Below are 24,387 nucleotides of genomic sequence, written 5' to 3'. Positions count from 1 at the left end.
GGGTGGAACCACGAATATAACACTCGTCCCTTTTATTAGGGATGAGTGTTTTTTATTTAAATCAAACTAGGGTTAGAGGGAGGACACACAGTTATGCATCACGATGACAAAAACAAAATTGGCCTAACGGTCGCATTATCAATCGTTGTTGGAACAATTATCGGGTCTGGCGTATTTATGAAGCCAGGTAAGGTATTGGATTACGCCGGTAGTTCTAACATGGCGATCTTTGCTTGGGTAGTAGGGGGTATTTTAACCTTAGCAAGTGGCTTAACGGTTGCAGAAATCGGAGCGCAAATTCCGAAAAATGGTGGTTTGTATACGTATCTAGAGGAGATTTATGGTAAGTTTTGGGGTTATTTATCTGGATGGATGCAAACACTTGTATATGGACCAGCAATTATTGGGACATTAGGATTGTATTTTAGCTCATTAGTTTTAAACTTTTTCCATATTGATAAAGTGTGGAATTTACCAATTGCAATTGGAACAGTTGTATTTCTTGGGGTTGTAAATAGTATAGGAACAAAGTATGGAGGCATTGTTCAAACGGTAACAACAATCGGGAAAATGATCCCAATTGTGCTTATTATTGTGATGGGATTTTGGAAAGGGAATAGCGATGTATTTAACGTTGTTGTCCCAGAGTCTGCAAATCAAAGTATAGGGATGGCAATTTTAGCAACATTATTTGCATATGATGGCTGGATTCTACTCGCATCTATCGGCGGTGAAATGAAAAATCCAACAAAGCTATTACCAAAAGCATTGACAGTTGGGATTCTTGTTGTAACAGCAGCATATGTATTAATTAATATGGCATTATTAAACGTTTTACCAGCACCGCAAATTGTTACTCTTAGTGAGAATGCAACAGCAACAGCAGCTGATATGTTATTAGGTCAATATGGCGGAAAATTGATTAGTATAGGTGTTATCGTTTCAATATTCGGATGTTTAAATGGAAAAATTTTAACATTCCCGCGTATTCCAGTATCAATGGCAGAGCGTGGTCAACTTCCGTTCTCAAAATTTATTTCAAAAATTAACGATAAGTTTCAAACGCCAGCAAACGCAATCTTTGTTGAAATTCTACTTGGTATTATTTTAATGCTGATTAGTGATCCAAATGAACTGTCTGAGATTTCCGTATTTATTATTTATATTTTCTATGTTATGACATTTATCGGGGTGTTCATTTTAAGAAAGCGTAATGCAGGACAAAAACGTGAATATAGTGTACCTTTATATCCAATTGTTCCAGTATTGGCAATTCTAGGATCACTATTTGTAATCGGAAGTGCGATTATTAATGATCCAATTAGTTGTTTCTTGTCAATTGGTATCGTGTTAACAGGATTACCAGTGTATTGGTATTTAAATAAGAAGTAAGTTAATGAATAGAGAGTTTGAAAATGTATAAACGCAAGAACCTCTTTCTTTTTGGGAAGGACGAGAGCCCCTGGCCATGCATAGATTGCCACGCGTGAGGTTTCAAACAAAGCGAGTGCAGGTTATGCTGTATTCTGCATAGCAGCGGCTTATATGTTGAAAAATCAAAATGAATTTAAATAGGCATCTTTTGAAGATGTCTATTTTTTTGTGCAAGGATATGGGGAGGGGATGTGGAATGTTTTGTTAAAAGGAGGTAGATGTTGGTGACAACGTTAACACCTGTTATTGGTTTTCTATTTACGTTGCTCCCTGTTTTAATGCTTGCCTTTGTGTTTCGATGGATTCGGCTTATGTATATAAACTCAGAAGAACAACTTAAACAAAATGAGCAAATCATTTCATTATTATCAGATATAAAGAAGCAAAATGAAGAACGGACATGAGTAGGAATCCATGTCCGTTTTTTAATAGCGCAGTTTCATTAAGAGGTTGCGGATTTCTTCATCATTCATAAATAAATCATGATGTTTCTCGGTAATTTTCGCAAGGGCAACATCATGATAGAAAAATTCTGTGAAAAATTTAACGAATGGCTGGGACATTGTTTTCATTGCTTGCCATGCGTTTTGCTCGGCGCCTGCAAATAAAATTTCACGATCATCAATAATGATGAGTAAAAAGCGCTCAAGTGCATGATGCTCTTCCGTTGGGATGAGAAGATGGATTTTTTCTAATGGTGTATCAAGGTTTCCGACAACAAGCGCTTCTATCTCAACGCCTTGTTTTTTCTTCTTTTCTAAAATCGGCATATACTCTAGAAATGTATCATTCCATGCAGACATACGAATGGATTTCTTCGCGTTTTGCACAAGTTGTTTACTTTGCGCGTGAATGGAAGATTGTACTTTTAAGCTCCATACACGGTCATCTGTAAAGATTTTTTTCGATACGTTATTTTGTAACTCTTCAATATTTGCTTGAAATTCTGCTGTTAATTTTTCAATAGCGAGCTGCAGTGGCAGAGCTGTATATAGCTTTTTCTTTTCCGAAACAGAATCCATCACCATGCCTTTGTCGACAAGGCGTACTAATATCTCATATATCTTTGCTTTCGGAACACCAGAATACTTGACGATGCTTGTTGCATCAAGCGGCTCTTCGCTTGAAACGAGAACTTCGTATGCTTGACTTTCATATTGTGAAAAACCGAATCTTTGTAACATAATTCCTCCCGAACAAAAAATTCTTGTGTCTTAAGAATAAAGAACTCTTCTCGGGAATACAAGTACAGTTATTCAAGAGGGTCTAAAAATGTTTTTATGGAAACTTTAACAAAAAGGATAAAGTTTTACAAAAATCATTTGTTATTAATATAATATATATATATATAAGTGTATGAAATTAAAGAAGAAGGAGTTGAACGAGTAGGAACTATGAAAAGTTTACGTTGGAAAGTAACAGTTACATTTTCAGTGCTTATTTCGATGCTGTTTGCTATTTTAGGGACAACTGTGTATCAGTTAGAAAAAGAGAAAGAGTCCCGTGTTCTTGAGCAATATTCTCATAATACGATGGAATTGTTAACGGAACAAATGAATGCATTCATTATTGGTATTGGAGAGGATATGAAGTACTATTCTAGTAGTGGAACCATTGTTGGAATGTTCCAAGACGGGGTTACACCAGAAGAAGAAGCGGTAATAATGAAGGGGTTTTTAGAGTTTAAAAATAATCACCCTGATATTTTAGACCTTTATATCGGAACGAAAGATAAAAAGACATTAAGTGCGAATCTTGCGGATGGTGGAAAAGTGCCAGAAGGATATGACCCGACAACAAGACCATGGTATAAGGCTGCTTTAAGTGATACGAAAAATGTACATTGGGGACAGCCGCAATATGAAATTGCAACAGGAAAATTAAGTGTTGGTGTTTCGAAGGCGCTTTTATCTTCAGATGGTTCAGAAGTACTTGGTGTTGTCGCGATGGATGTGTCATTAGGTACAATTCAAAAGTTACTTCATAATATCCAGTACAACTACGGAGGAGAAATGTTTCTTGTTAATGACAAAAACATGGGATTAGTGTATCCAGATAAAGTTGGAAAAGATGTATCAAAAGAACCATTGATTCAAAGTTTAAAACAAGATCGAAATGATTTTGTTGTTACGAAGTTAAAAGGAAAAGATGTCGTTGCATATAGTCAGCCGATGAAATCGATGAACTGGAAAATCGGGATTGCCTATCAGAAAGAAGAAGTGGATAGTTTACTAGCAACGCTAAGAAATACGTTTATAGGGTTAGCGTGTGCAGGTGTACTTGTCGCAATTGTTGTATCTTATTTCTTTGCAAGAAGATTAACAAGACCACTTCAATCTTTAACGCAACAAGTACAAAAAGTAGCGGAAGGGGATTTAACGCTACAAATGAAAGTGCAAACGAACGATGAAGTGGGTGTACTCACAAAGCATTTTAATGATATGGTTGGACAAATGAATGAAATGGTCAGCCATATTAAGCATAACGTATCATCAGTGCAACAATCAGCAGATAACTTGCATTATTTAACAAACGAGACTGTTGCTTCAAGTAAGGAAGTTTCTAGTGCGATGGATGATGTGACGGGCGGGGCGTCAACACTGGCTAATAGTGTGGAGGAAATTTCAGCACAGCTAGATAATATGGAACAATCTGTTGGTCAAGTGAATGACTCAGTAATTTCTATTAAAGATGTAACGAATCAAGCAGAAGAAGCGTCACAAAGCGGCTTGAAAACGATGCAACGTTTAGTGAATACGAGGGAGGAGTCTTCTTCCGTTGTATTTGAAACAGAAACTGCAGCTGAAAAACTTAATCATAGTGTACAGTCTATTCAAAATGTCGTTGAGCTCATTAAAGGAATTTCTGATCAAACAAATTTATTAGCATTAAATGCTTCCATTGAAGCAGCACGTGCTGGGGAACAAGGAAAAGGTTTTGCTGTTGTTGCGGAAGAAGTACGAAAATTAGCAGAACAGTCAAAAGAAGCAACTGGCGATATTGCCTCTATTATCGCAGAAGTACAACAAGAAGTAGCTCGCGTCGTAGAAGTGATTGGGAATTTAAAAGACATTGCTAACGTGCAAGATCATGTAACGAAAGATGCGGAACAATCATTCCGAATTGTTATTTCTGTTGTAAATACAATCATTACTTCCGTTGAAAGAATTTCGACGGAAGTACAAAGGATTGGACATGAACAGAAAGATATTACACAAGTTATGCAAACCATTGCTGAAACGAGTCAGGAGAGTGCAGCTGTATCAGAAGAAGTGAATGCAGCGACAGAAACGCAAGTGGCTCATCTAGAAAAAGTATCAGGAACGATGAAGCAATTAACAGTGGAAATGAACGACCTAGAAAAGGTAGTAGAACAATTTAAAGTAGATAAATAGAGATTTAGGCTGTCGGGGGTTTCCCGGCAGCCTTTTTTTGTATCGGATATTGTCGGATGGTCTTTATATCGTGTCGAATCGCCGATAAATTTTAAAAGTCGCCGATAAATGCTATATTTCCGCCGATAAATCAGTGGAAATCGCCGATATATTTTAGTTATGGACAGCCTGGAATGTGAGAGTACGGTTATTTTCTGTTACTGTCAATGTACCGCCAATAGCTTGTGTTGTATATTGATGAGATGTACGATCAGTTAATCCAAGTTGTTCTAAAATAGACATAACACCTTGTTGACCAAGAGAAGGATCTAAACTCAAAATAACAAGACCTACTGTTGCATAAAAGGTCGAAGTATCTTGTTCGGAAGCATCTGAACCGACAACAGCAACAGCACCAATATTGCCATTCGATTTATAAACTGTCATGCCGAATCCTAAACCATTACTGAATGTTCCATTGTACGTAACAGTTGCTTGATCTTCTTTGTATAGCCTCATATTTCCTAAGTTATATCCGGATGGCTTTCCGAGACGGTTAAAGGTGGAAACAAATTCTTGGATCGTTCGAGTTGTCTCAACTTGTGCTGGTTGAGGAGCAGGTTGTGGAATAGGAGTTGGTTGTTGTTCTGGTGGAACTGGCTTTTCAACTGGAGGAGAAGAGGCCGGTTTGTCTTTGTCGTTCTCTTTCCCGCACGCTGTTGTTCCTAGCAGAAGGCTTCCTGCTAATAATGAGGTAATAAATAAACGTTTCATGAGTCACTCCCTTTCAAAGTTGCGAAAATACGATTTCTTGCAGAAGTGATATCAATATATGCAAGGCGGGCAGAAAAGAGTTACGGTAGATAAGCATATTCAGAGAAGATAAATTAATGTACCCCGTAAGAACCCAACTGATTAAAGTTTCACTTTATATTGTGTCGAAGCACCGATATATTTTTAAAGAGTAAGAAAATCTTGTACAATAATGAGGAATCTATAGAAGAGGTGAACAAACATGGCAATTGTTGATGTTACAATTATCCCAGTTGGAACAGGTACTACAAGTGTAAGTGAGTATGTAGCAGAAATACAAAAAGTACTTGAGAAAAATGCAGATCGTGTGAAGTATCAATTAACACCAATGAATACAATTATTGAAGGAGAACTTCCGGTATTATTTGAAGTGATTCAACAAATGCATGAAATTCCGTTTTCTAAAGGTGCAGGCCGCGTAGCAACAAATATTCGCGTTGATGATCGTCGTGATAAAGTTAGCTCAATGGAGAAGAAGTTACAATCTGTACAATCGAAGTTATAAAGTGTAAGGGAAGCAGCTGTGTTAGGCTGCTTCTTTTTTGACGAAGGATAAGGCATTTGTTTAATATCAACTGTAAAGAAATACGAAGGAGGAATGAGAAGAATGAGCGGAATGAGCGGAAAATTTCAAGAACAATTTGATGGCTTGTTAGAGAAGTATACAGAGATCTTATTAGGAGAGAGCAATGAAGAATATAAGCAAAAGGTTGAGAAATGGGCGTTATATTCGTATGTCGCTAAAACGATGCCAGCTCTTGTCAAGCATTGGAATGAAACGTATCCAGATGCGAAAGAAGAGATGATCCAGTTAATTGCAGAAATTAAGAGGCTGAATGACGAGCATAGACAAAAGAAGTAAGAAAGAAAAACGATATAAAGTGAAACTTTAATCAGTGGGGGTTTTCTTCATCCCCCACTGATTATTAGTTGAACCAATCGGGCTTTTACGGGCAGTTTATCTCCCACCTAACTTCTTTGCTTTCTCCGAATTTTGAGGTGGGAGTATTACTGCCCGTTAATGCGGGATAAATACAAAATAAAAACCCTCTTTCTTTTTAGGTGAGCGAGAGCATCTGGCCATGCATAGAAACGGTCAGTGCCTTTTCCTACCACATGCAAGGTTTAAAACAAAAGGAGAAAGCAAGTAGCGGGCATGCTGTATTCTGCATAACAGCGATTTCTATAGAAAAGCGGAAGCGGCTGGAGCTAGACAAAGATGTCGAAAAATTACCATGGATTTATATGGGAAATTTTCTTCTTAGATGGAGCATCTGGCCGTGCGGAGAAGCGGTCAGTGCTTTTTTGTCATATGCAGGGAGAGGGAAAGTAATAATGCCCATGAATTATTTTTATATAATGTTCATTTGTCATATGAAATGGAAGTGGTACTTTCATCTTGGATGTAGGATAGGTGGCTCAAACCATTTGTCGAATTTACTGTTGAGAGATGTAATTAGCTATTCACCTCTTAACATTTCTAGATGTCGAAAATTTTTTTTGTATGATTTTTCCTTTTGAGATTTGGATCTGCAAACATTCCCCTATTATTATGTTAATTATCTAAATAATTATTTGTATCAAATAATTTTAAACAGTGATATAATTTAGAAGAGGGGCAAAAAACAGACAAAGTACAGTCATATAGGGGTGAAAGACATGGAACAATTAATGCGTAATTCTTTCCTGTTTTTATCAAAAAATAAAGCGCTAACAAAACTAGCGAAAAAGTACGGCTTACGCTTTGGAGCGGGGCGCTTTGTTGCGGGAGAAACAATCGACTTAGCAGTAGCTGCTATTAAAGATTTAAACAGACAAAACCTTTGTGTTACGATCGACTATTTGGGGGAATTTGTTGATAATGAAGCAGAGGCAAATGAGATGGCAGATGAATCGATTGAAGCAATTCGTGCGATCGGTCGTGAAAAGCTAGATTCTCAGCTTTCATTAAAAATGACATCTATGGGTCTAGACATTTCAGAAAATTTAGTTATGAATAATATGCGCCGTATTTTAGACGCAGCGAAAGAAAACGGTGTGTTTGTAACAATTGATATGGAAGACTATTCACGTTGCGGGAAAACAATTGACATCTTCAAGAAATTAAAAGAAGAATATGACAATGTTGGTACAGTAATTCAAGCATATTTATATCGAACTGAAAAAGATATAGATGATTTGAATGCATATACACCAAATTTACGTCTTGTAAAAGGGGCGTATAAAGAGTCCGAGGAAGTTGCATTCCCAGAAAAGAAAGATGTAGATGAAAATTATAAAAAAATTATTAAAACGCACTTATTAAATGGCAATTATACAGCAGTTGCTTCACATGATGATGCAATTATTGAATATACAAAAAAACTTGCTGAAGAATACAACATTCCGCGTGATCAGTTTGAATTTCAAATGTTATATGGTATTCGAACAGAGCGTCAACTTGAGCTTGTGAAAGAAGGATATAAAATGCGCGTGTATGTACCATATGGAAACGACTGGTACGGTTATTTTATGCGCCGCTTAGCGGAACGCCCGGCTAACGTAGCGTTCGTATTAAAAGGAATGGTTAAAAAATAACCAAGGAAGTTTAAACTTCCTTGGTTATTTTAATTGTTCAAAAGCATATTCTGCCATCTTTTTGGCATCAGTATACACTGTTTTGCGGCCAGTAGAGAGGACAACGTTAATCACTATTTTTCCGTCTTTTTCATCTATTGTAACGACTGTATATTCTGCTAACGCAGAAAGGCCGCTCTTACTTCCAATCGCATGTGGATCAGCGTACAACTCTTCACGTCCATAGTTTGCAATCTTTTTCATTTGCATAGATGTGTGCACTGTTGTGTGAATCGTATTCATATCTTGCAAGACGACTGGATACTTTAATACCTCTTTTGTAATAAGTGCCAAATCATATGGTGAAAGTTTATTGCCAAGTGCATCAGCTCCGCTGGCATTTTTAAATGTTGTATGTGTCGCTCTGAGTTGTTTTGCACGTTTATTCATCATTTTGGTAAACTTTTCTTTGGAACCGGCGATATGCTCGGCGATTGATTCAGCAATTGGGTCGGCGCTAATGACAAGCATGAGCTTTAATGCCTCATCGCGCTTTAACTTTTCTCCGACATGTAGTGTAATTTTCTTACTTTGGCTTTCTGTTTTTATCGCATGTTCTGTCACGGTAATCTCTTCATCCTCTTTTACATTCTCCAGTAAAAGAAGAGCAGTCATCATTTTCGCTACACTCGCTGGATAGGAACGTTCATGTTCATGTTTTCCGTATAAAATTTCTCCTGTTTTTGCATCAATCGTCACGCCATATTTTCCAGATATATCAGGCTGATTAGCTTTTACTTTTTGTCTATTCGCATATAAAGAAAAAATCATTGCAATAAATAACGTAGCTGTAATAACAAGTAGTGTAATCGTTCGTTTCATTATGTACCCTCTTTTATGTATGAAATAGGCAGCGATATAGCCCATTTTTCATTATGCCATGTTCGCTGCCTATATTTGTACTATTATTTTTCACCCATGTTTTGTTTCTTATATTGCTGATTATTTCCTTGGCGGCCTTTTTCGATACCGCGATCAACTGGACCAGCATTTCCTGTTACGCTTGTTGAACTAATACCTGCTTTTGATGGATTTTTCTTAATTTTAGCCATAAGTGATGCCTCCGTTTGATCAAGTGTTTTAAGAAAGGAAGTTCACTACATATCATGTCCAAAATGTAAAAAAAGAAATAAGTTCAGAAAATTTTATTTTTAAATATATTGCGAAAATTTAAACGTTAGCATATATTTATTAGTAGAGGCTCACTCATGGATTGCGACGTTTGTCGAAAAATTGAATGAGCATTCATTCAAGAATAAGGGGGAGAATTGGATGTTCCAAATTAAAAAGGCTGCGGTTCTTGGTTCTGGTGTAATGGGTTCTGGAATTGCTGCACATTTAGCTAACATCGGTATACCGACATTATTGCTTGATATTGTACCACCATCGCTTACGAAAGAGGAAGAAGCGAAGGGACTTACATTAGAACATAAAAGTGTACGAAATCGTTTCAGTAACGGAGCGCTGCAAAAGTTGTTAAAGCAAAAACCAGCTCCTCTTACAGTGAAAGAAAACTTAGCATTAATTGAAGCGGGAAATATGGAAGATGATATGGACCGTCTTGCTGATGTTGATTGGATTATTGAAGTTGTTGTTGAAAATTTAGATATTAAAAAGAAAGTATTTGAAAAGGTAGAAGCTGTTCGGAAATCAGGTTCTATCGTGAGCTCAAATACATCGGGTATTTCCGTTGAAAAGATGATCGAAGGGCGTTCAGATGACTTCAAAAAACACTTTCTAGGAACGCACTTTTTTAACCCACCACGTTATTTAAAGCTTCTTGAGATTATACCAACAAAAGATACAGATCCACATGTGTTAGACTTCATGAAACTATTTGGAGAAGATGTACTTGGAAAAGGTGTTGTTGTTGCAAAAGACACACCAAACTTTATTGGAAACCGCATCGGTACGTACGGACTGCTTGTGACGCTGCAAGAAATGGTAAAACGCGGATACAGCATTGGAGAAGTAGATTCTGTAACTGGTCCGTTAATTGGTCGTCCGAAAAGCGCAACGTTCCGCACATTAGATGTTGTCGGATTGGATACATTCGTTCACGTTGCAAACAACGTATATGAAAATGTACAAGAAGAAGAGCGCGAAGTCTTCAAAGTACCAGTTTTCATGCACGATATGTTAGAAAGAAAATGGCTTGGAAGCAAAACAGGTCAAGGATTCTTCTTAAAACAAGGAAAAGAGATTTTAGAGTTAAATCCTGAAACGATGGAATATGAAGCACGTAAAAAATTGAAAGCAGCTTCTATTGAGATCAGTAAACAAGAAAAAGGATTAGCGAATAAATTGAAAGCGCTTGTATATGCAAAAGACCGCGCTGGTGAATTGCTGTGGAACATTATTACACCAACTCTTTTATATGCAGCAAAGCTTACGAAAGAAATTGCTGATGATATTGTCGCAATTGATAATGCGATGAAGTGGGGCTTCGGCTGGGAGCAAGGTCCATTTGAAATTTGGGATGCAATTGGCGTTGAGAAATCCATTCAGAAGATGGAAGAGAACGGTGGGGTTGTTCCAGCTTGGGTAAAAGAAATGATTGAGAAAGGTGTTACATCGTTCTATAAACATGATAATGGCGAGAGCTATTACTATGATAACGGTGAATACAAACAAATCATTCGTAATAAAAAGGCGATTTCTCTAAAACAATTGAAAGAGAAAAATGGCGTACTAAAGAAAAATAGCGGAGCAAGTCTAATTGATTTAGGAGACGGCATTCTTTGCTTAGAGTTCCATTCTAAGAGCAATGCAATTGGCATGGATATTACGCAAATGATTAACTACGCTGTTGATGAAGTAGAAAAGAATTATAAAGGACTTGTTATCGGAAACCAATCGAAAAACTTCTGCGTTGGTGCGAACCTTGCAATGATTTTAATGGAAGCGCAAGATGACAACTACTTTGAAATTGAGTGGGTTGTGAAAAGCTTCCAAGATGCAATGATGAAAATTAAATACTGCTCAAAACCAGTTGTAGCAGCGCCTTACGGTATGACACTTGGCGGCGGTACAGAGGTTTGCTTACCGGCAGCTAGTATTCAAGCTTCTAGTGAAACGTATATGGGATTAGTAGAAGTTGGTGTTGGTTTAATCCCAGGCGGAGGCGGTAACAAAGAGCTATACATTAAACATCTGAACAAAATGGCAAATGGTGTTGAGTTTGATTTGCAAAAAGTCGCAAATAAAGTGTTTGAAACAGTAGCGATGGCGAAAGTTTCAACATCTGCGCAAGAAGCAGTTTCTCATAACTTCTTAGGCGATAAAGATGGTATTAGCGTCAATGGTGATCACTTACTATATGATGCAAAACAAAAAGCACTTACTTTATATGAAGCAGGCTATAAAGCACCAATTCGTAAAAAGATTCCGGTTGTTGGGGAAACAGGATATGCAACGCTTGCGCTTGGAGCAGAAGCAATGCATTTATCTGGCTACATTTCCGAGTATGACCTGCACATTGCGAAAAAACTTGCATATGTCATTGCTGGCGGAAAAGTCCCATACGGAACAAAAGTGGATGAGCAATATTTATTAGATATTGAACGCGAGGCGTTTATTAGTTTAGTGAGCGAAATGAAGTCACAAGCAAGAATGCAGCACATGCTTGTAAAAGGAAAACCATTACGTAACTAAGGAGGAAGATTGTTCATGAGAGAAGCTGTTATTGTTGCAGGGGCAAGAACGCCTGTCGGGAAAGCGAAGAGAGGATCATTAAATACAGTGCGTCCTGATGACTTAGGAGCATTAGTTGTAAGAGAAACGTTAAAACGTGCAAATAACTATGACGGTCCAATTGACGATTTAATTTTTGGCTGTGCGATGCCAGAAGCAGAGCAAGGCTTAAATATGGCACGTAATATCGGCGGGCTAGCAGGACTTTCTTATGACGTTCCGGCTATTACTATTAACCGCTACTGTTCTTCAGGATTACAAAGTATTGCTTACGGTGCAGAGCGCATTATGCTTGGTCACTCAGAGGCAGTATTATCCGGCGGTGCTGAATCGATGAGTTTAGTACCAATGATGGGGCACGTTGTTCGTCCAAATAGCCGTCTTGTTGAAGCGGCTCCAGAATATTATATGGGTATGGGACATACAGCAGAGCAAGTTGCTGTAAAATATGGCATTTCTCGCGAGGAACAAGATGCATTTGCGGTAAGAAGCCATCAGCGTGCAGCAAAAGCGTTAGCAGAAGGAAAGTTTGCAGATGAAACAGTGTCTGTTGATGTAACGCTTCGCACTGTTGGAGCAAATAATAAGCTGCAAGAAGAAATGATTGTATTCTCACAAGATGAAGGCGTAAGAGCAGATACGACGCTAGATGTACTTGGGAAACTGCGCCCAGCATTTAACGTACGCGGCACTGTAACTGCTGGTAACTCATCACAGATGAGTGACGGCGCAGCAGCAGTACTATTAATGGATCGTGAAAAAGCAGTAAGCGACGGCTTGCAGCCGCTGGCGAAATTCCGCTCCTTTGCAGTAGCTGGTGTACCGCCAGAAGTAATGGGAATCGGTCCAATTGCAGCGATTCCGAAAGCATTAAAATTAGCAGGTTTAGAGTTATCTGATATCGGCTTATTTGAACTAAATGAAGCATTCGCATCGCAATCTATCCAAGTTATTCGCGAACTTGGACTAGATGAAGAAAAAGTAAACGTAAACGGCGGAGCAATTGCCCTTGGACATCCACTTGGCTGTACAGGATCAAAATTAACATTATCTCTTATTCACGAGATGAAACGCCGCAACGAACAATTCGGCATTGTAACAATGTGTATCGGCGGCGGAATGGGTGCTGCTGGAGTGTTTGAATTACTATAAAAGCGGAAATAAAAACCCTTTTCTTTTAGGGGTGGCGAGAGCGTCTGGCCATGCATAGAAGCGGTCAGGGCCTATTCCTGCCACGTGCAAGGGTTTTAAAACAAAGGGCGAGAGCGAGTGTATAACACTTTTTGTTTAACATAACCGCAACATATATAAAAACGGACTTAGATAGATAAACAGTGCAAGAAACAAGAGGGTATGCAAACAAAGTAAGGGCTAGCTTCTCTTATAACAAGAGAAGCTGCCTATGAAAATATGAAGGAGGAATTTTTCATGGAAAAAACAGTAGGAAGTGCAGTAAAAGGCGGTAGCTTTTTAATTGATGATATTACAATCGAGCAAGTATTTACGCCGGAAGATTATAGCGATGAGCATAAATTAATTGCGAAAACGACAGAGGATTTTATCGTAAATGAAGTATTACCAGAGCTTGAATATTTAGAGCAACATGAGTTTGATCGCTCTGTTCGCTTATTAAAAGAAGCTGGTGAGCTTGGCTTATTAGGTGCTGATGTACCAGAAGAGTACGGCGGTATTGGCCTTGATAAAATTAGTTCTGCATTAATCTCAGAGAAATTTTCTCTTGCAGGCGGCTTTGCAATTACGCACGGTGCACACGTTGGAATTGGATCGTTACCAATCGTATTATTCGGTAACGAAGAGCAAAAGCAAAAATATTTACCAGCGTTAGCAACAGGCGAAAAGTTAGCTGCATACGCATTAACAGAGCCGGGTTCTGGATCTGATGCGTTAGGCGCAAAAACAACAGCTCGCTTAAATGCGGAAGGTACACACTACGTATTAAACGGTGAAAAACAATGGATTACAAACTCTGCTTTCGCTGATGTATTTGTTGTATACACAAAAGTAGACGGCGAACATTTCACAGCGTTTATCGTAGAGAAAGAATACCCAGGCGTATCGACAGGACCAGAAGAAAAGAAAATGGGTATTAAATGTTCTTCTACTCGTACATTAATTTTAGAAGATGCATTAGTGCCAAAAGAAAATGTCCTTGGTGAAATCGGAAAAGGTCATGTCATTGCCTTTAACATTTTAAATATCGGCCGCTATAAATTAGGTGTTGGTACAGTTGGTTCTTCAAAACGCGCGTTAGAAATTTCAGCGCAATATGCAAATCAACGTCAACAATTTAAACAACCAATTTCTCGCTTCCCATTAATTCAAGAGAAACTTGCAAATATGGCAGCGAAAATTTATGCAGCGGAAAGCTCTGTATATCGTACAGTTGGTTTATTTGAAAGCCGCATGAGCACATTATCCGAAGAAGAAGTAAAAGACGGAAAAGCTGTTGCAGCTTCTATTGCTGAATATGCAATTGAGTGCTCTTTAAACAAAGTATTCGGTTCTGAAGTATTAGACTACGTAGTAGATGAAGGTGTCCAAATCCATGGTGGTTACGGATTTATGGCAGAGTACGAGATTGAAAGAATGTACCGTGATTCTCGTATTAACCGTATTTTCGAAGGTACGAACGAAATTAACCGCTTAATCGTACCAGGAACGTTCTTGCGTAAAGCAATGAAAGGTGAATTACCACTTCTACAAGAAGCACAAAAATTACAAGAATCGTTAATGATGATGATGCCAGAAGAAATAGGCGATGAGCCATTAGCGCTTCAAAAACATTTAGTGAAAAATGCGAAGAAAATCGGCTTAATGGTAGCTGGTTTAGCTGCTCAAAAATACGGTAAAGGCTTAGACAAAGAACAAGAAGTTCTTGTGAACATTGCAGATATCGTAAATAACTTATACGCAATGGAATCAGCTCTTCTTCGTACAGAAAAAGCAATCAAAGCAACAGGCCTTGAGAAGAACAAACAAAAAGTTCTTTACACAGAAGTATTCTGCCAAGAAGCGTTCAACCAAATCGAAGCAGATGCAAAAGAAACAATTATCGCTGTTGAAAATGGTGACATGCTGCGCATGATGCTATCTGCACTTCGTAAACTAACACGTCACACACCAATTAACGTCATTCCGAAGAAACGTGAAATTGCAGCGAAAGTGTTAGAGGACGAGCGCTATACAGTTTAATAAATGTGAAGGAGCTGCCTTGGCGGGCAGCTCTTTTTGTGCCCGCCAACGATATATCGGCGGAATTGGTGGATTTATCGGCGCTTTTTCTAATATATCGGCGATTCGACACGAAATAAAGACCTTTCGACGATGTTCGACGTGTGAGACCGTTAAGTTACTGGAATGAAATTTATTTATCTGAAAATTAAGTGAAAGACACTTGTATTTATGTTATTCTATGAAAAAATGGAAAATAAAGGTTAAAGATATGTACCACTATATTACGGATATATAACGTCTCATTCGACCACCACCTTTACGTTGTTTATGTATATACATCAAACAATGTAAAGGAGCGGAAATAGATATGATGAATAGGAATATACTTACGTTACTTTTTGTACGAATTGTTGCTAATTTTTCAGATTGTTATCTTCTTAATACCTCAAATAACAACTAAAATCACACCTGGAATTTTTGTATAACAATAGCCAATGTCAGCGTGTTAAAAATGATGCTGTTTGGAATGATATTTTAATGTTAAAACCCAATAAAGTCTTATATATCAATAAAAAACGAGAATAAAACTTGTATGATTTTCTCCTCGATTTACAATGCTATTTCTAATGTTTCTTCGCGCTATTGGAACTACTTAATATAAAACGACTCCAGCCCTTTTTTACACAAAAATGGAATTTCTAGTGACAAAAACTAATACCATTAGTATAATAAAACTAATAATATTAGTTTTATGAAAAGGGAGCTGGAAATATGAGAATGATGCACGAAAAAACAGTATATCAATTGTCATTTTTACCAAGAGTGTTTCCTGTAAATTGTTATTTTGTAGAAGAAGACGGTTTAACTTTAATTGATGCAGCTTTGCCATATAGTGCGAAAGGCATCTTACAAGCGGCTGAGAAAATAGGGAAACCAATTACTAATATTGTATTAACACATGCGCATGATGATCACATTGGGGCGCTAGATGCATTAAAGGAAGCACTTCCTGATGTTCCTGTTTATATTTCTAAGCGGGATGCACGTTTATTAGAAGGAGATACGACATTACAAAGAGATGAACCGAATACGCCAATAAAAGGCGGTGTACCTAAAAAAGTGAAGACGAGACCAGATGTTTTGTTAGAGGATGGAGATCGAATTGGATCGCTTCTTGCGATCATGACGCCGGGACATACACCAGGTTCCATGTCGTTTCTTGATACGAGAAATAATGCTCTTATTGCCGGGGATGCATTTCAAACAAGAGGAGGCATGGCTGTTTCGGGACAAATGAAATTTTGGTTTCCGTTTCCTGCAATGGCAACGTGGAGTAAAGAAGTAGCATTGCAGAGTGCAGAAAAGCTAAAACAATATGAACCCTCTTTGCTTGCGGCTGGGCATGGGAACATGATAATGAATCCAAATGTTGCAATAGAGCTTGCTATTGAGGAAGCAAAACGTAATTTAGAACATATGAAAGAGGGAAAATAGATGTCGCCAAGAATCGGGCTTACATTACAAAAGATCGTAGACACAGCAGCAGAAATCGCCGATACAAACGGAGTACAAGAAGTAACACTTGCATCATTATCGAAACGGCTCGGGATACGTTCTCCCTCTTTATATAATCATGTGAAAGGGTTACAAGATGTACGAAAAAATCTTGGTATTTACGGAATAAAGCAGCTGCATGAGGCGCTGAAAGAAGCAGTAGAGGGGAAAAGTATGGACGGGGCAATTCATGCATTAGGAGAAGCGTATGTATCGTTTGTCCGAAAACATCCTGGATTGTATGAAGCAACTTTTTTGAAAGATGAAGAAGTGCGACGAACAGGGGACGGAATTGTAGAGCTTTGTCTTCATATTTTGCAGCAATACGGATTAGAAGGAGAGAATGCACTTCATGCGACGCGCGGGTTCAGAAGTATTTGTCATGGATTTGCGTCTATTGAACAGCAAGGCGGATTTGGGTTACCGCTGGATTTAGATACAAGTTTACATGTATTACTGGAAACGTTTATTAAAGGACTACATGCGATGAGAGTATAAAACCTTAGAAGCGATTCTAAGGTTTTTTGATGCATACAATCTGAAAATAAATAAATACTAAATGTTGAATGAACCAAGAAAGGAAGGCCGTTACGATGCAAAATTTAAATGAACTTGAAGTGGAAAATTTACGTCATCTTATTGGCGGGCATGCAACAGTTATTCACAAATTACAAGAGTATGCACAGGCATGTACGGATCCGCAGCTGAAGCAGATGCTGCAAAAAGATGTGCAAGATGCACAAAATACGAAACAGCAATTAATGTCTTTTCTAGGATAGGGGTGTAAAGAACATGAATGAAAAAGATATGGTAAATGATTATTTAGCTGAATTAAATGCAAGTTTAACAGGCTATGCGAATTACATTGCTCAAACGAATAACGAGCAATTATATCAAACGTTAATTCAAATTCGTAATCAAGATGAATTAAGGCAGCGTAATTTATATGAATATGCGATGCAAAAAGGCTATTATCAACCAGCGGCTGCGGCTAATCCAATGGTTGTACAGCAGTTGAAAAGTCAATTGAGCGGGCAATAAGAACAGAAATATTTCCAAACGGGTGACGCAATTGAGACGTTACCCGTTTTTTTTTTATGAAAATGGAACATTCGTAACTTTGTCGAAATTATGTGTAAGTGGACATAAAATGTCCAAATAATTTGTGATATATTTCACAAATTATACATGGTTTATATGGTAAAAACTCCTATAATAAAAAGTGTAAAGTACATAAAACAAATCAAACTACACTAAGAAGCAGGTGAGATTGCCATGAATAGAAATACAAGAAAAATCGCAATTATTGGTACTGGGTTAGTTGGATCTAGTTGTGCGTATTCTATTGTGAATCAAGGAATCTGTGAAGAGTTAGCGTTAATCGATATTAATCATGAACGAGCAGTTGGCGAAGCGATGGATTTGTCGCACTGCATTAATTTTACAAATACAAGAACAAAAGTATATGCAGGTACTTATGAAGACTGCAAGGATATGGATATTGTCATTATTACAGCAGGACCTGCACCGAAGCCGGGGCAAAGCCGCCTTGATACTTTAGGGGCAAGTGCAAAAATTATGGAAAGTGTCGTATCAGGGGTTATGGAAAGCGGCTTTCAAGGTGTTTTCTTAATTGCCTCTAATCCAGTTGATATTATTACTTATCAAGTTTGGAAGTTATCCGGTCTTCCGAGAAACCACGTGATTGGTACTGGAACATCTTTAGATTCTTCTCGCTTACGAACAATTTTATCTGAAATATTTGAGGTGGATCCGCGTAGCATTCACGGTTACGCATTAGGGGAACATGGCGATTCGCAAATGGTTGCTTGGTCTCATGTGACAGTTGGTGGAAAACCGATCCTACAAATTTTAGAAGAGCAAAAAGAACGGTTTGCGGATATTGATTTAGATGCAATTGTCGAACAAACAGCAAAAGCAGGTTGGGAAATTTATAAACGAAAAGGAACTACATACTATGGTATCGGGAACTCCTTAGCTTATATTGCACGTTCTATTTTTAATGATGATTATCGTATTATCGCTGTATCAGCAATTTTAGATGGTGAATATGGTGAATATGAAATTTGTACAGGTGTCCCAGCTATCATTACAAGAGATGGTATAAAAGAAATTGTTGAATTGAATTTAACAGAAGATGAAGAAAGCCGATTTGCAAAATCAAATGATATGTTACGTGACTACATGAAAACAATCGGTTACTAAACTAGAAGAAGGTGAAACAGATGAAGGAATATATCATGTCTCGTGTATTCAAAGGATCTGCCGGAATTGCACAAGGTATTTTCGTATCTCTTGGAATTGGCCTACTTATTGAGAATATAGGAAGAATTGTTGATATTCCGATGTTAATTACAATCGGGGTTGTTGCGAAGTCACTTATGGCACCGGCAATTGGAGCAGGAATTGCTTTTATGCTCGGAGCAAATGGACTTGTCATTTTCTCGGCGATGGTTGCCGGAGCGATTGGGGCTGGATCAATTTCGATTACTGCAGCTGGTCTGATGATTAAAACTGGTGAACCAATCGGTGCGTTATTAACAGCGACATTAGCGGTTTATATCGGTAAACGGTTAAGCGGAAAAACAGCTTTAGATATGATGCTCGTTCCGTTTGCGGCAATATTAGGTTCAGGTTTAGTCGGTATTTGGTTATCTCAAAATATTAACCCGGTCTTAAATACAGTTGGCGCATTTATTAAAGATAGTTCAGCTGGTAGTCCGTTTATCGCGTCTATTGTACTTGCAGTTGTTTGGGGATTGTTATTAATTTCACCAGCTTCATCAGCAGCTCTAGCAATTGCACTTAGCTTAGACGGCGTGGCAGGTGGTGCTGCACTAGCGGGATGCGTTGCTCAATTTATTGGATTTGCTGTTATCTCTGCGAAGGAAAATAATTTAGGTGGTATATTAGCACAGGCTCTTTGTACACCAAAAGTACAGCTCCCGAATATTACTAAAAATCCAATGATTCTTGTACCAACTGTTGTTGCGAGTGCAATTGTAGGGCCTGTATCGGCACTTGGATTCCACCTTACAGCAGGGAAAGAAATTGCCGGTCTTGGGCTTAGTTCCCTTATCGCACCAATTAATTTAATTTCTAATCAAGGACTTAGCGTTGTTCCAGCGATAGTGATTACTTATATCGTAATTCCAGTAGCTGTTTCTTATATACTGTATATCATGTTGAAAAAGGCAGGTCGCATTAAACCAGGCGATATGACTGTGCCACAATCTTAAAGACTAGTAAGAGCGTTAAAAATATGCCAATTTGAAAATCTCCTCTTACAATAGAGAAAAGCAGACTGAAGAAGCCACAGTCTGCTTTTTTGTTATAGATTATACTCCAGCTTGCACAGTAACTTTTTGTTCACGTGATTCAAATACATAGTGCATAGCGGCATAGAGGAAGCTTCCTAGTACAGCGCCTGCTACCGCATCTACAAAGGCGTGCTGCTTTGTAAATAAGGTAGATAAAATAATGAGTACACCAACAAATGTTAGCAGGCCGTACACCCATTTATTTTGTTCTTTCCGTTTATAGGCTGTAATCATAATGACAAATGTTGTGAGTACATGAATGCTAGGAAAACAATTCACGGGTTGATCGATACTATAAATATAGCGCACTAAATTAGCAAATACATCATTGCCGATTACTTCAGGGCGTGTTACCGTTGTTTGCCACATATAATAGACGCTAAAGGAAGTGAGTTTCCCAAATAAGACACTACTTAATGTAACATAATAGAGCTTTCGATCAGCAAAACAGTAATAAATAAGAGCACCATACAAATAAGGAAACCAAAGTAAATAGGGAACGATAAATTCTTTTGTAAATGGAATCCATTCATCTATTTTTGTTGTTACATTTACAGCGCCTACTGTTGAGTGATTTAGTACGTCGTAAAGAGCACTTACAGGTATAAGTAGGAGTAGATAAGATAATGGAATAAAGGCTGAAAACTTATTATTTTTCATAGTAATTCTCCTGTTTGTAATATAATAACTTGGAACTTGAAAAATTATAATATAAAAAATGGAACTGAACCATCGATTTTTCTAACATTTTTTACAAATAACCTTACAGTTTTGTCACTATACAAATTGAAAAACTGATATAAAAAATTTTTCTTTTTAGGATGGGGAGAGCATCTGACCATGCATAGGAGTGGTTCATATGTATTATATTTTGAGGTGTCGATAGGGGTGAAATAATTTTTAAACAAACGTTTGATTAACATGTCCGTTCCGCTTTGGCAGCATTAATCAAACGTTTGTTTAAATACAGGAGTTATTAATTTGGGATAAAAATGACAAAAAACGGTAGTTTTTAAATAAAATATCGTTTTTTGTCATTTTTTGTTTTAAACTATATAACGTAATATAAAGATTTAAAGAGGGGTGTTGTAATGTCATTTTTTAAAAATAGTAAGATTGGTACAAAGTTAAACGCGTTAATGATTATAGCTAGTATTGCATGTATTATTTTATCGGTTATAGGATATAAGGGATTGATGAAGACAGGTGAAGCTTCTGGGAGTATGTATGAAGAAAGATTGCTGCCAATTTACTGTATAGAAGCTGTAGAATCTAATTTTCATCATGGTTCTAAAAATCTTATGGAACTTATGCTTACAACTGATGATAAAAGAAACAAAGAATTAGTAAGTAGAATGGATCAATTAAAGAGTGAGAATCAGCAGCTATTAAAAAAATATGAGTCTAAGATTACTTCACAAGAAGAAAAACAATTATATGCAGATTTTCAGAAAAATTATCAAGAGTTCAGAACGAAAATAAATGAAGAACAAAATTTAGCGGTGCAAAATAAGAACGAAGAGGCTTATGCTTATTATTTAAAAGAAGTTGAGCCCGCTATACAAAAGTCAATTGATAGTATTCAAGAACTTATTAAGTATAATACTAATAAGGCAGAACAATTACAGAAAGATAATGTTAGTAACATGAACGATATGGTGCTAACCTTTATCGTTATTTCAGTTATAGCGATTGCAGTTATTGTGTTCATTGGATATATCATTAAAACAGCTATTCAGCGTCCAATTACTTTATTAGAACACGATATGAAAGAAGTAGCGGATGGGAATTTAGTCATACGTACGTCTTATCAAGCAAATGATGAATTAGGAAGTATCGTTACTTCTTTTAATTATATGTTAGACAATTTACAACAACTAATGGGAAAAATAAAGGTAACGGCACACGAGGTTACTTCCTCAACTGATAGTATGTTGCAAAATACAAAACAGGCATCTCAAATTTCTAATGAAGCAGTTCAAACAATTCATGAAGTGAATAAGCAGATAGTAGGACAAGTTACAAGTATTCAAGAGAGTTCAACGGCAATGAATGACGTAGCAGATGGGGTTCAAACAGTAGCGGAATCAGCATCAACTGTTGCTGAAGTTGCTGTTGTCACAACAGATCGTGTGAATAGTGGAAGTAAAGTAATTAAGCAATCTATTACGCAAATGAATAATGTTCATAAAGTTGTTGAAGAAACATCTACGGTGATAGAACGTCTTGTTATGCGTACGCAAGACATAGATAAAGCTTTAAATGCGATTACGAATATTGCGGAACAAACAAACTTGCTTGCTTTAAATGCTGCAATTGAAGCAGCACGCGCAGGAGAAAATGGCAAAGGTTTTGCAGTTGTTGCAGCTGAAGTGAGAGATTTAGCTGAACAATCAAAGCAATCTGCAAATGAAATTAATGATTTAATTAAATCCATTCAACAAGATACAAAAGATACTGTTCAAATCATGAAAAAAGGACAAGAAGAAGCAACGCAAGGAAGAAATGCTGCTAATGAAGCAGACCAAGCGTTTTCAATTATTATGGAAGACATTCATAAGATAACGCAGCAAATTCAAGAAGTCTCAGCTACAACAGAAGAAATGTCTGCTGGAACGGAAGAAATTAACGCTTCATTATCGGTAGTATCAGAAACTTCTACAAAAGTAGAGAAAGATACGAATGAGACTGTACAAGCAATTCAAACACAAGCATCATCAATTACAGAAATAACAAATCAATCCATGCAAATAAAGAAACAAATTGAAGAGTTAGAAGGATTACTTTCACAATTTAAAATTGGACAATAAAAATTTGGGCAATCTTCTTGTTTAAGAACTTTAAAATTTGGCAAATCTAGTAGTACAGAAAGCATTTATGAACCCTCCTAATGTTTGTTTGATCGCTAACATTATTGCTAGGATTTCATAAATGTTTTCTTTTTTATGTTTCAATCACAAAATTTGGTGATGAACCTTCATTTGAAATAAAAATGACAAAAAACGATATTTCACTAAATAAAATATCGTTTTTTGTCGTTTTTTATTTTAAACTATATAACGTAATATAAAGATTAAGTAAAGGTGTGGTGTAATGTCATTGTTAAAAAATAGTAAAATAGGCACGAAATTAAATGTATTAATGATTATAGCTAGTATTGCGTGTATTCTCTTATCAGTTATAGGATATAGGGGATTAATAAAAACAGGGGAAGCTTCTGCAAGCATGTATGAAGAAAGGTTACTTCCAATTTATTGGATAGAGTCTGTAGAATCTAATTTTAATTATACTATTAAGAACCTTGTAGAACTTATGGTCACAACTGATGAAAACAGAAATAAAGAATTAGCAAATAGAATGGATCAATTGCAGAGCGATAACAATCAATTATTAAAAGAATATGAGTCTAAGATAGACGAACAAGAAGAAAAACAATTATATGAAGATTTTCAAAAAAATCTTGAAGGATTAAGGCTACACATAAATGAATCAAAAAATTTAGCAATGCAAAATAAAAACGAAGAGGCTTATACTTATTATTTAAAAGAAGTTGAGCCCGATATGCAAAAAACAAGTAAGAGTATTGACGAGCTTATTAAGTATAATAGTAATAATGCAGAAAAATTAGAGAAAAGCAATGCCAGCAGTGCGGAAACTACAATAATGATGTTTGTTATTATTTCAGTTATATCGACTGTAATTATTATTTTCATTGGATATATCATTAAAATAGCTATCCAACGTCCAATTACTTTATTACAACATGATATGAAAGAAGTAGCGGATGGGAATTTAATGATACGTACTTCTTATAAAGCAAATGATGAATTGGGGAATATTGTTACTTCTTTTAATCATATGCTAGACAACTTGCAGCAACTAATGGAAAAAGTAAAGGTAATGGCACACGAGGTTACTACCTCTACTGATAGTATGCTGCAAAATACAAAACAGGCATCAAAAATCTCAAACGAAGCTGTTCAAACAATTCATGAAGTAAACAAACAAATAGAAGGACAAGTTACTAGTATTCAGGAAAGTTCCACAGCAATGAATGACGTAGCTGATGGAGTTCAAACAGTAGCGGAATCAGCATCAACTGTTGCTGAAGTTGCTGTTGTCACAACAGATCGTGTGAATAGTGGAAGTGAAGTTATCAAGCAATCTATTACGCAAATGAATAATGTTCATAAAGTTGTTGAGGAAACATCTACGGTGATAGAACGCCTTGTTATGCGTACGCAAGACATAGATAAAGCTTTAAATGCAATTACGAATATTGCGGAACAAACAAACTTGCTTGCTTTAAATGCTGCAATTGAAGCAGCACGCGCAGGAGAAAATGGCAAAGGTTTTGCAGTTGTTGC

Annotated in this window: 22 protein-coding genes, 1 pseudogene and 1 other annotated feature (1 of these 24 only partly in view); of the genes and pseudogenes, 18 read left to right on the top strand and 5 right to left on the bottom strand. The window is 37.0% G+C overall.

Annotated elements, in window-relative coordinates; genetic code table 11:
• Window positions 1-34 (top strand) — a binding site (T-box leader) (it extends 204 nt beyond the left edge of the window).
• Between the two features lie 59 nt (window positions 35-93).
• On the top strand, window positions 94-1,392 hold the full coding sequence (locus Q9306_RS21480) for an APC family permease (RefSeq protein WP_306202182.1): 1,299 nt from the start codon (window positions 94-96) through the stop codon (window positions 1,390-1,392).
• Between the two features lie 266 nt (window positions 1,393-1,658).
• On the top strand, window positions 1,659-1,838 hold the full coding sequence (locus Q9306_RS21475; RefSeq protein ID WP_306202180.1) for a hypothetical protein: 180 nt from the start codon (window positions 1,659-1,661) through the stop codon (window positions 1,836-1,838).
• A gap of 21 nt (window positions 1,839-1,859) precedes the next feature.
• Here Q9306_RS21475 and Q9306_RS21470 read toward each other — a convergent pair whose 3' ends face one another.
• Window positions 1,860-2,618, bottom strand: coding sequence for a TrmB family transcriptional regulator (locus Q9306_RS21470; RefSeq protein WP_306202178.1), 759 nt, complete (start codon window positions 2,616-2,618; stop codon window positions 1,860-1,862).
• 210 nt (window positions 2,619-2,828) lie between these two features.
• Between Q9306_RS21470 and Q9306_RS24735 the strand changes: the two are divergent.
• Window positions 2,829-3,878 (top strand): annotated as a pseudogene (locus tag Q9306_RS24735) (HAMP domain-containing protein); the annotation flags it as partial.
• Window positions 3,876-4,829, top strand: coding sequence for a methyl-accepting chemotaxis protein (locus Q9306_RS24730; protein ID WP_371932423.1), 954 nt, complete (start codon window positions 3,876-3,878; stop codon window positions 4,827-4,829). The pseudogene Q9306_RS24735 and the gene Q9306_RS24730, both read left to right, overlap by 3 nt.
• A gap of 153 nt (window positions 4,830-4,982) precedes the next feature.
• Here the strand turns inward: Q9306_RS24730 and Q9306_RS21460 are convergent, their stop codons facing one another.
• Window positions 4,983-5,582, bottom strand: a complete 600-nt coding sequence (locus Q9306_RS21460; RefSeq protein ID WP_306202174.1) for an adhesin — start codon at window positions 5,580-5,582, stop codon at window positions 4,983-4,985.
• Window positions 5,583-5,823: 241 nt separating this feature from the next.
• Here Q9306_RS21460 and Q9306_RS21455 point away from each other — a divergent pair, with 241 nt between their 5' ends.
• The 3 genes from Q9306_RS21455 (at window position 5,824) to Q9306_RS21445 (ending at window position 8,198) form a co-directional block, all read left to right on the top strand.
• Complete coding sequence (locus Q9306_RS21455; RefSeq protein ID WP_306202172.1) at window positions 5,824-6,126, top strand: MTH1187 family thiamine-binding protein; 303 nt, start codon at window positions 5,824-5,826, stop codon at window positions 6,124-6,126.
• 111 nt (window positions 6,127-6,237) lie between these two features.
• Window positions 6,238-6,483, top strand: coding sequence for a YusU family protein (locus Q9306_RS21450; protein ID WP_306202196.1), 246 nt, complete (start codon window positions 6,238-6,240; stop codon window positions 6,481-6,483).
• 797 nt (window positions 6,484-7,280) lie between these two features.
• Window positions 7,281-8,198, top strand: coding sequence for a proline dehydrogenase family protein (locus Q9306_RS21445; protein ID WP_098917852.1), 918 nt, complete (start codon window positions 7,281-7,283; stop codon window positions 8,196-8,198).
• A gap of 24 nt (window positions 8,199-8,222) precedes the next feature.
• Here Q9306_RS21445 and Q9306_RS21440 read toward each other — a convergent pair whose 3' ends face one another.
• Both Q9306_RS21440 and Q9306_RS21435 read right to left on the bottom strand, forming a co-directional pair.
• Complete coding sequence (locus Q9306_RS21440) at window positions 8,223-9,059, bottom strand: D-alanyl-D-alanine carboxypeptidase family protein (protein ID WP_306202170.1); 837 nt, start codon at window positions 9,057-9,059, stop codon at window positions 8,223-8,225.
• A gap of 83 nt (window positions 9,060-9,142) precedes the next feature.
• The gene (locus tag Q9306_RS21435; protein ID WP_090916082.1) at window positions 9,143-9,289 is read right to left on the bottom strand and encodes a YuzL family protein; all 147 of its coding nucleotides are present in this window, start codon (window positions 9,287-9,289) and stop codon (window positions 9,143-9,145) included.
• Between the two features lie 220 nt (window positions 9,290-9,509).
• On the opposite strand from Q9306_RS21435, the gene Q9306_RS21430 reads away from it, so the two are divergent.
• The 9 genes from Q9306_RS21430 to Q9306_RS21390 all read left to right on the top strand — a co-directional run bounded on the left by Q9306_RS21430 (window position 9,510) and on the right by Q9306_RS21390 (window position 19,939).
• A complete protein-coding gene (locus Q9306_RS21430; protein ID WP_306202167.1) occupies window positions 9,510-11,891 on the top strand; it encodes a 3-hydroxyacyl-CoA dehydrogenase/enoyl-CoA hydratase family protein in 2,382 nt (793 codons plus the stop codon).
• A gap of 15 nt (window positions 11,892-11,906) precedes the next feature.
• The gene (locus Q9306_RS21425) at window positions 11,907-13,082 is read left to right on the top strand and encodes an acetyl-CoA C-acetyltransferase (protein ID WP_306202164.1); all 1,176 of its coding nucleotides are present in this window, start codon (window positions 11,907-11,909) and stop codon (window positions 13,080-13,082) included.
• Window positions 13,083-13,358: 276 nt separating this feature from the next.
• On the top strand, window positions 13,359-15,143 hold the full coding sequence (locus Q9306_RS21420; protein WP_306202162.1) for an acyl-CoA dehydrogenase FadE: 1,785 nt from the start codon (window positions 13,359-13,361) through the stop codon (window positions 15,141-15,143).
• 753 nt (window positions 15,144-15,896) lie between these two features.
• On the top strand, window positions 15,897-16,619 hold the full coding sequence (locus Q9306_RS21415; RefSeq protein WP_306202160.1) for an MBL fold metallo-hydrolase: 723 nt from the start codon (window positions 15,897-15,899) through the stop codon (window positions 16,617-16,619).
• Complete coding sequence (locus Q9306_RS21410) at window positions 16,620-17,177, top strand: TetR/AcrR family transcriptional regulator (protein ID WP_306202157.1); 558 nt, start codon at window positions 16,620-16,622, stop codon at window positions 17,175-17,177.
• A gap of 95 nt (window positions 17,178-17,272) precedes the next feature.
• Complete coding sequence (locus tag Q9306_RS21405; protein ID WP_098917859.1) at window positions 17,273-17,458, top strand: hypothetical protein; 186 nt, start codon at window positions 17,273-17,275, stop codon at window positions 17,456-17,458.
• 13 nt (window positions 17,459-17,471) lie between these two features.
• Complete coding sequence (locus Q9306_RS21400; RefSeq protein WP_306202154.1) at window positions 17,472-17,720, top strand: spore coat protein; 249 nt, start codon at window positions 17,472-17,474, stop codon at window positions 17,718-17,720.
• A gap of 234 nt (window positions 17,721-17,954) precedes the next feature.
• Complete coding sequence (locus Q9306_RS21395) at window positions 17,955-18,905, top strand: L-lactate dehydrogenase (protein WP_431193913.1); 951 nt, start codon at window positions 17,955-17,957, stop codon at window positions 18,903-18,905.
• 20 nt (window positions 18,906-18,925) lie between these two features.
• The gene (locus Q9306_RS21390; RefSeq protein ID WP_306202152.1) at window positions 18,926-19,939 is read left to right on the top strand and encodes a PTS sugar transporter subunit IIC; all 1,014 of its coding nucleotides are present in this window, start codon (window positions 18,926-18,928) and stop codon (window positions 19,937-19,939) included.
• Window positions 19,940-20,038: 99 nt separating this feature from the next.
• Here the strand turns inward: Q9306_RS21390 and Q9306_RS21385 are convergent, their stop codons facing one another.
• Complete coding sequence (locus tag Q9306_RS21385) at window positions 20,039-20,680, bottom strand: phosphatase PAP2 family protein (RefSeq protein ID WP_306202150.1); 642 nt, start codon at window positions 20,678-20,680, stop codon at window positions 20,039-20,041.
• A 431-nt stretch (window positions 20,681-21,111) separates the two neighbouring features.
• Here Q9306_RS21385 and Q9306_RS21380 point away from each other — a divergent pair, with 431 nt between their 5' ends.
• Both Q9306_RS21380 and Q9306_RS21375 read left to right on the top strand, forming a co-directional pair.
• Window positions 21,112-22,830 (top strand): methyl-accepting chemotaxis protein, encoded by a 1,719-nt coding sequence (locus tag Q9306_RS21380; protein ID WP_306202148.1) that lies wholly within the window; start codon window positions 21,112-21,114, stop codon window positions 22,828-22,830.
• A gap of 283 nt (window positions 22,831-23,113) precedes the next feature.
• On the top strand, window positions 23,114-24,387 hold a 1,274-nt coding region (locus tag Q9306_RS21375; RefSeq protein WP_306202146.1), incomplete at its 3' end, for a methyl-accepting chemotaxis protein.

Source organism: Bacillus multifaciens (assembly GCF_030756675.1).
GTDB classification, from domain to species: Bacteria; Bacillota; Bacilli; order Bacillales; family Bacillaceae_G; genus Bacillus_A; species Bacillus_A multifaciens.
This window is presented reverse-complemented; position numbering and strand designations above follow the sequence as displayed.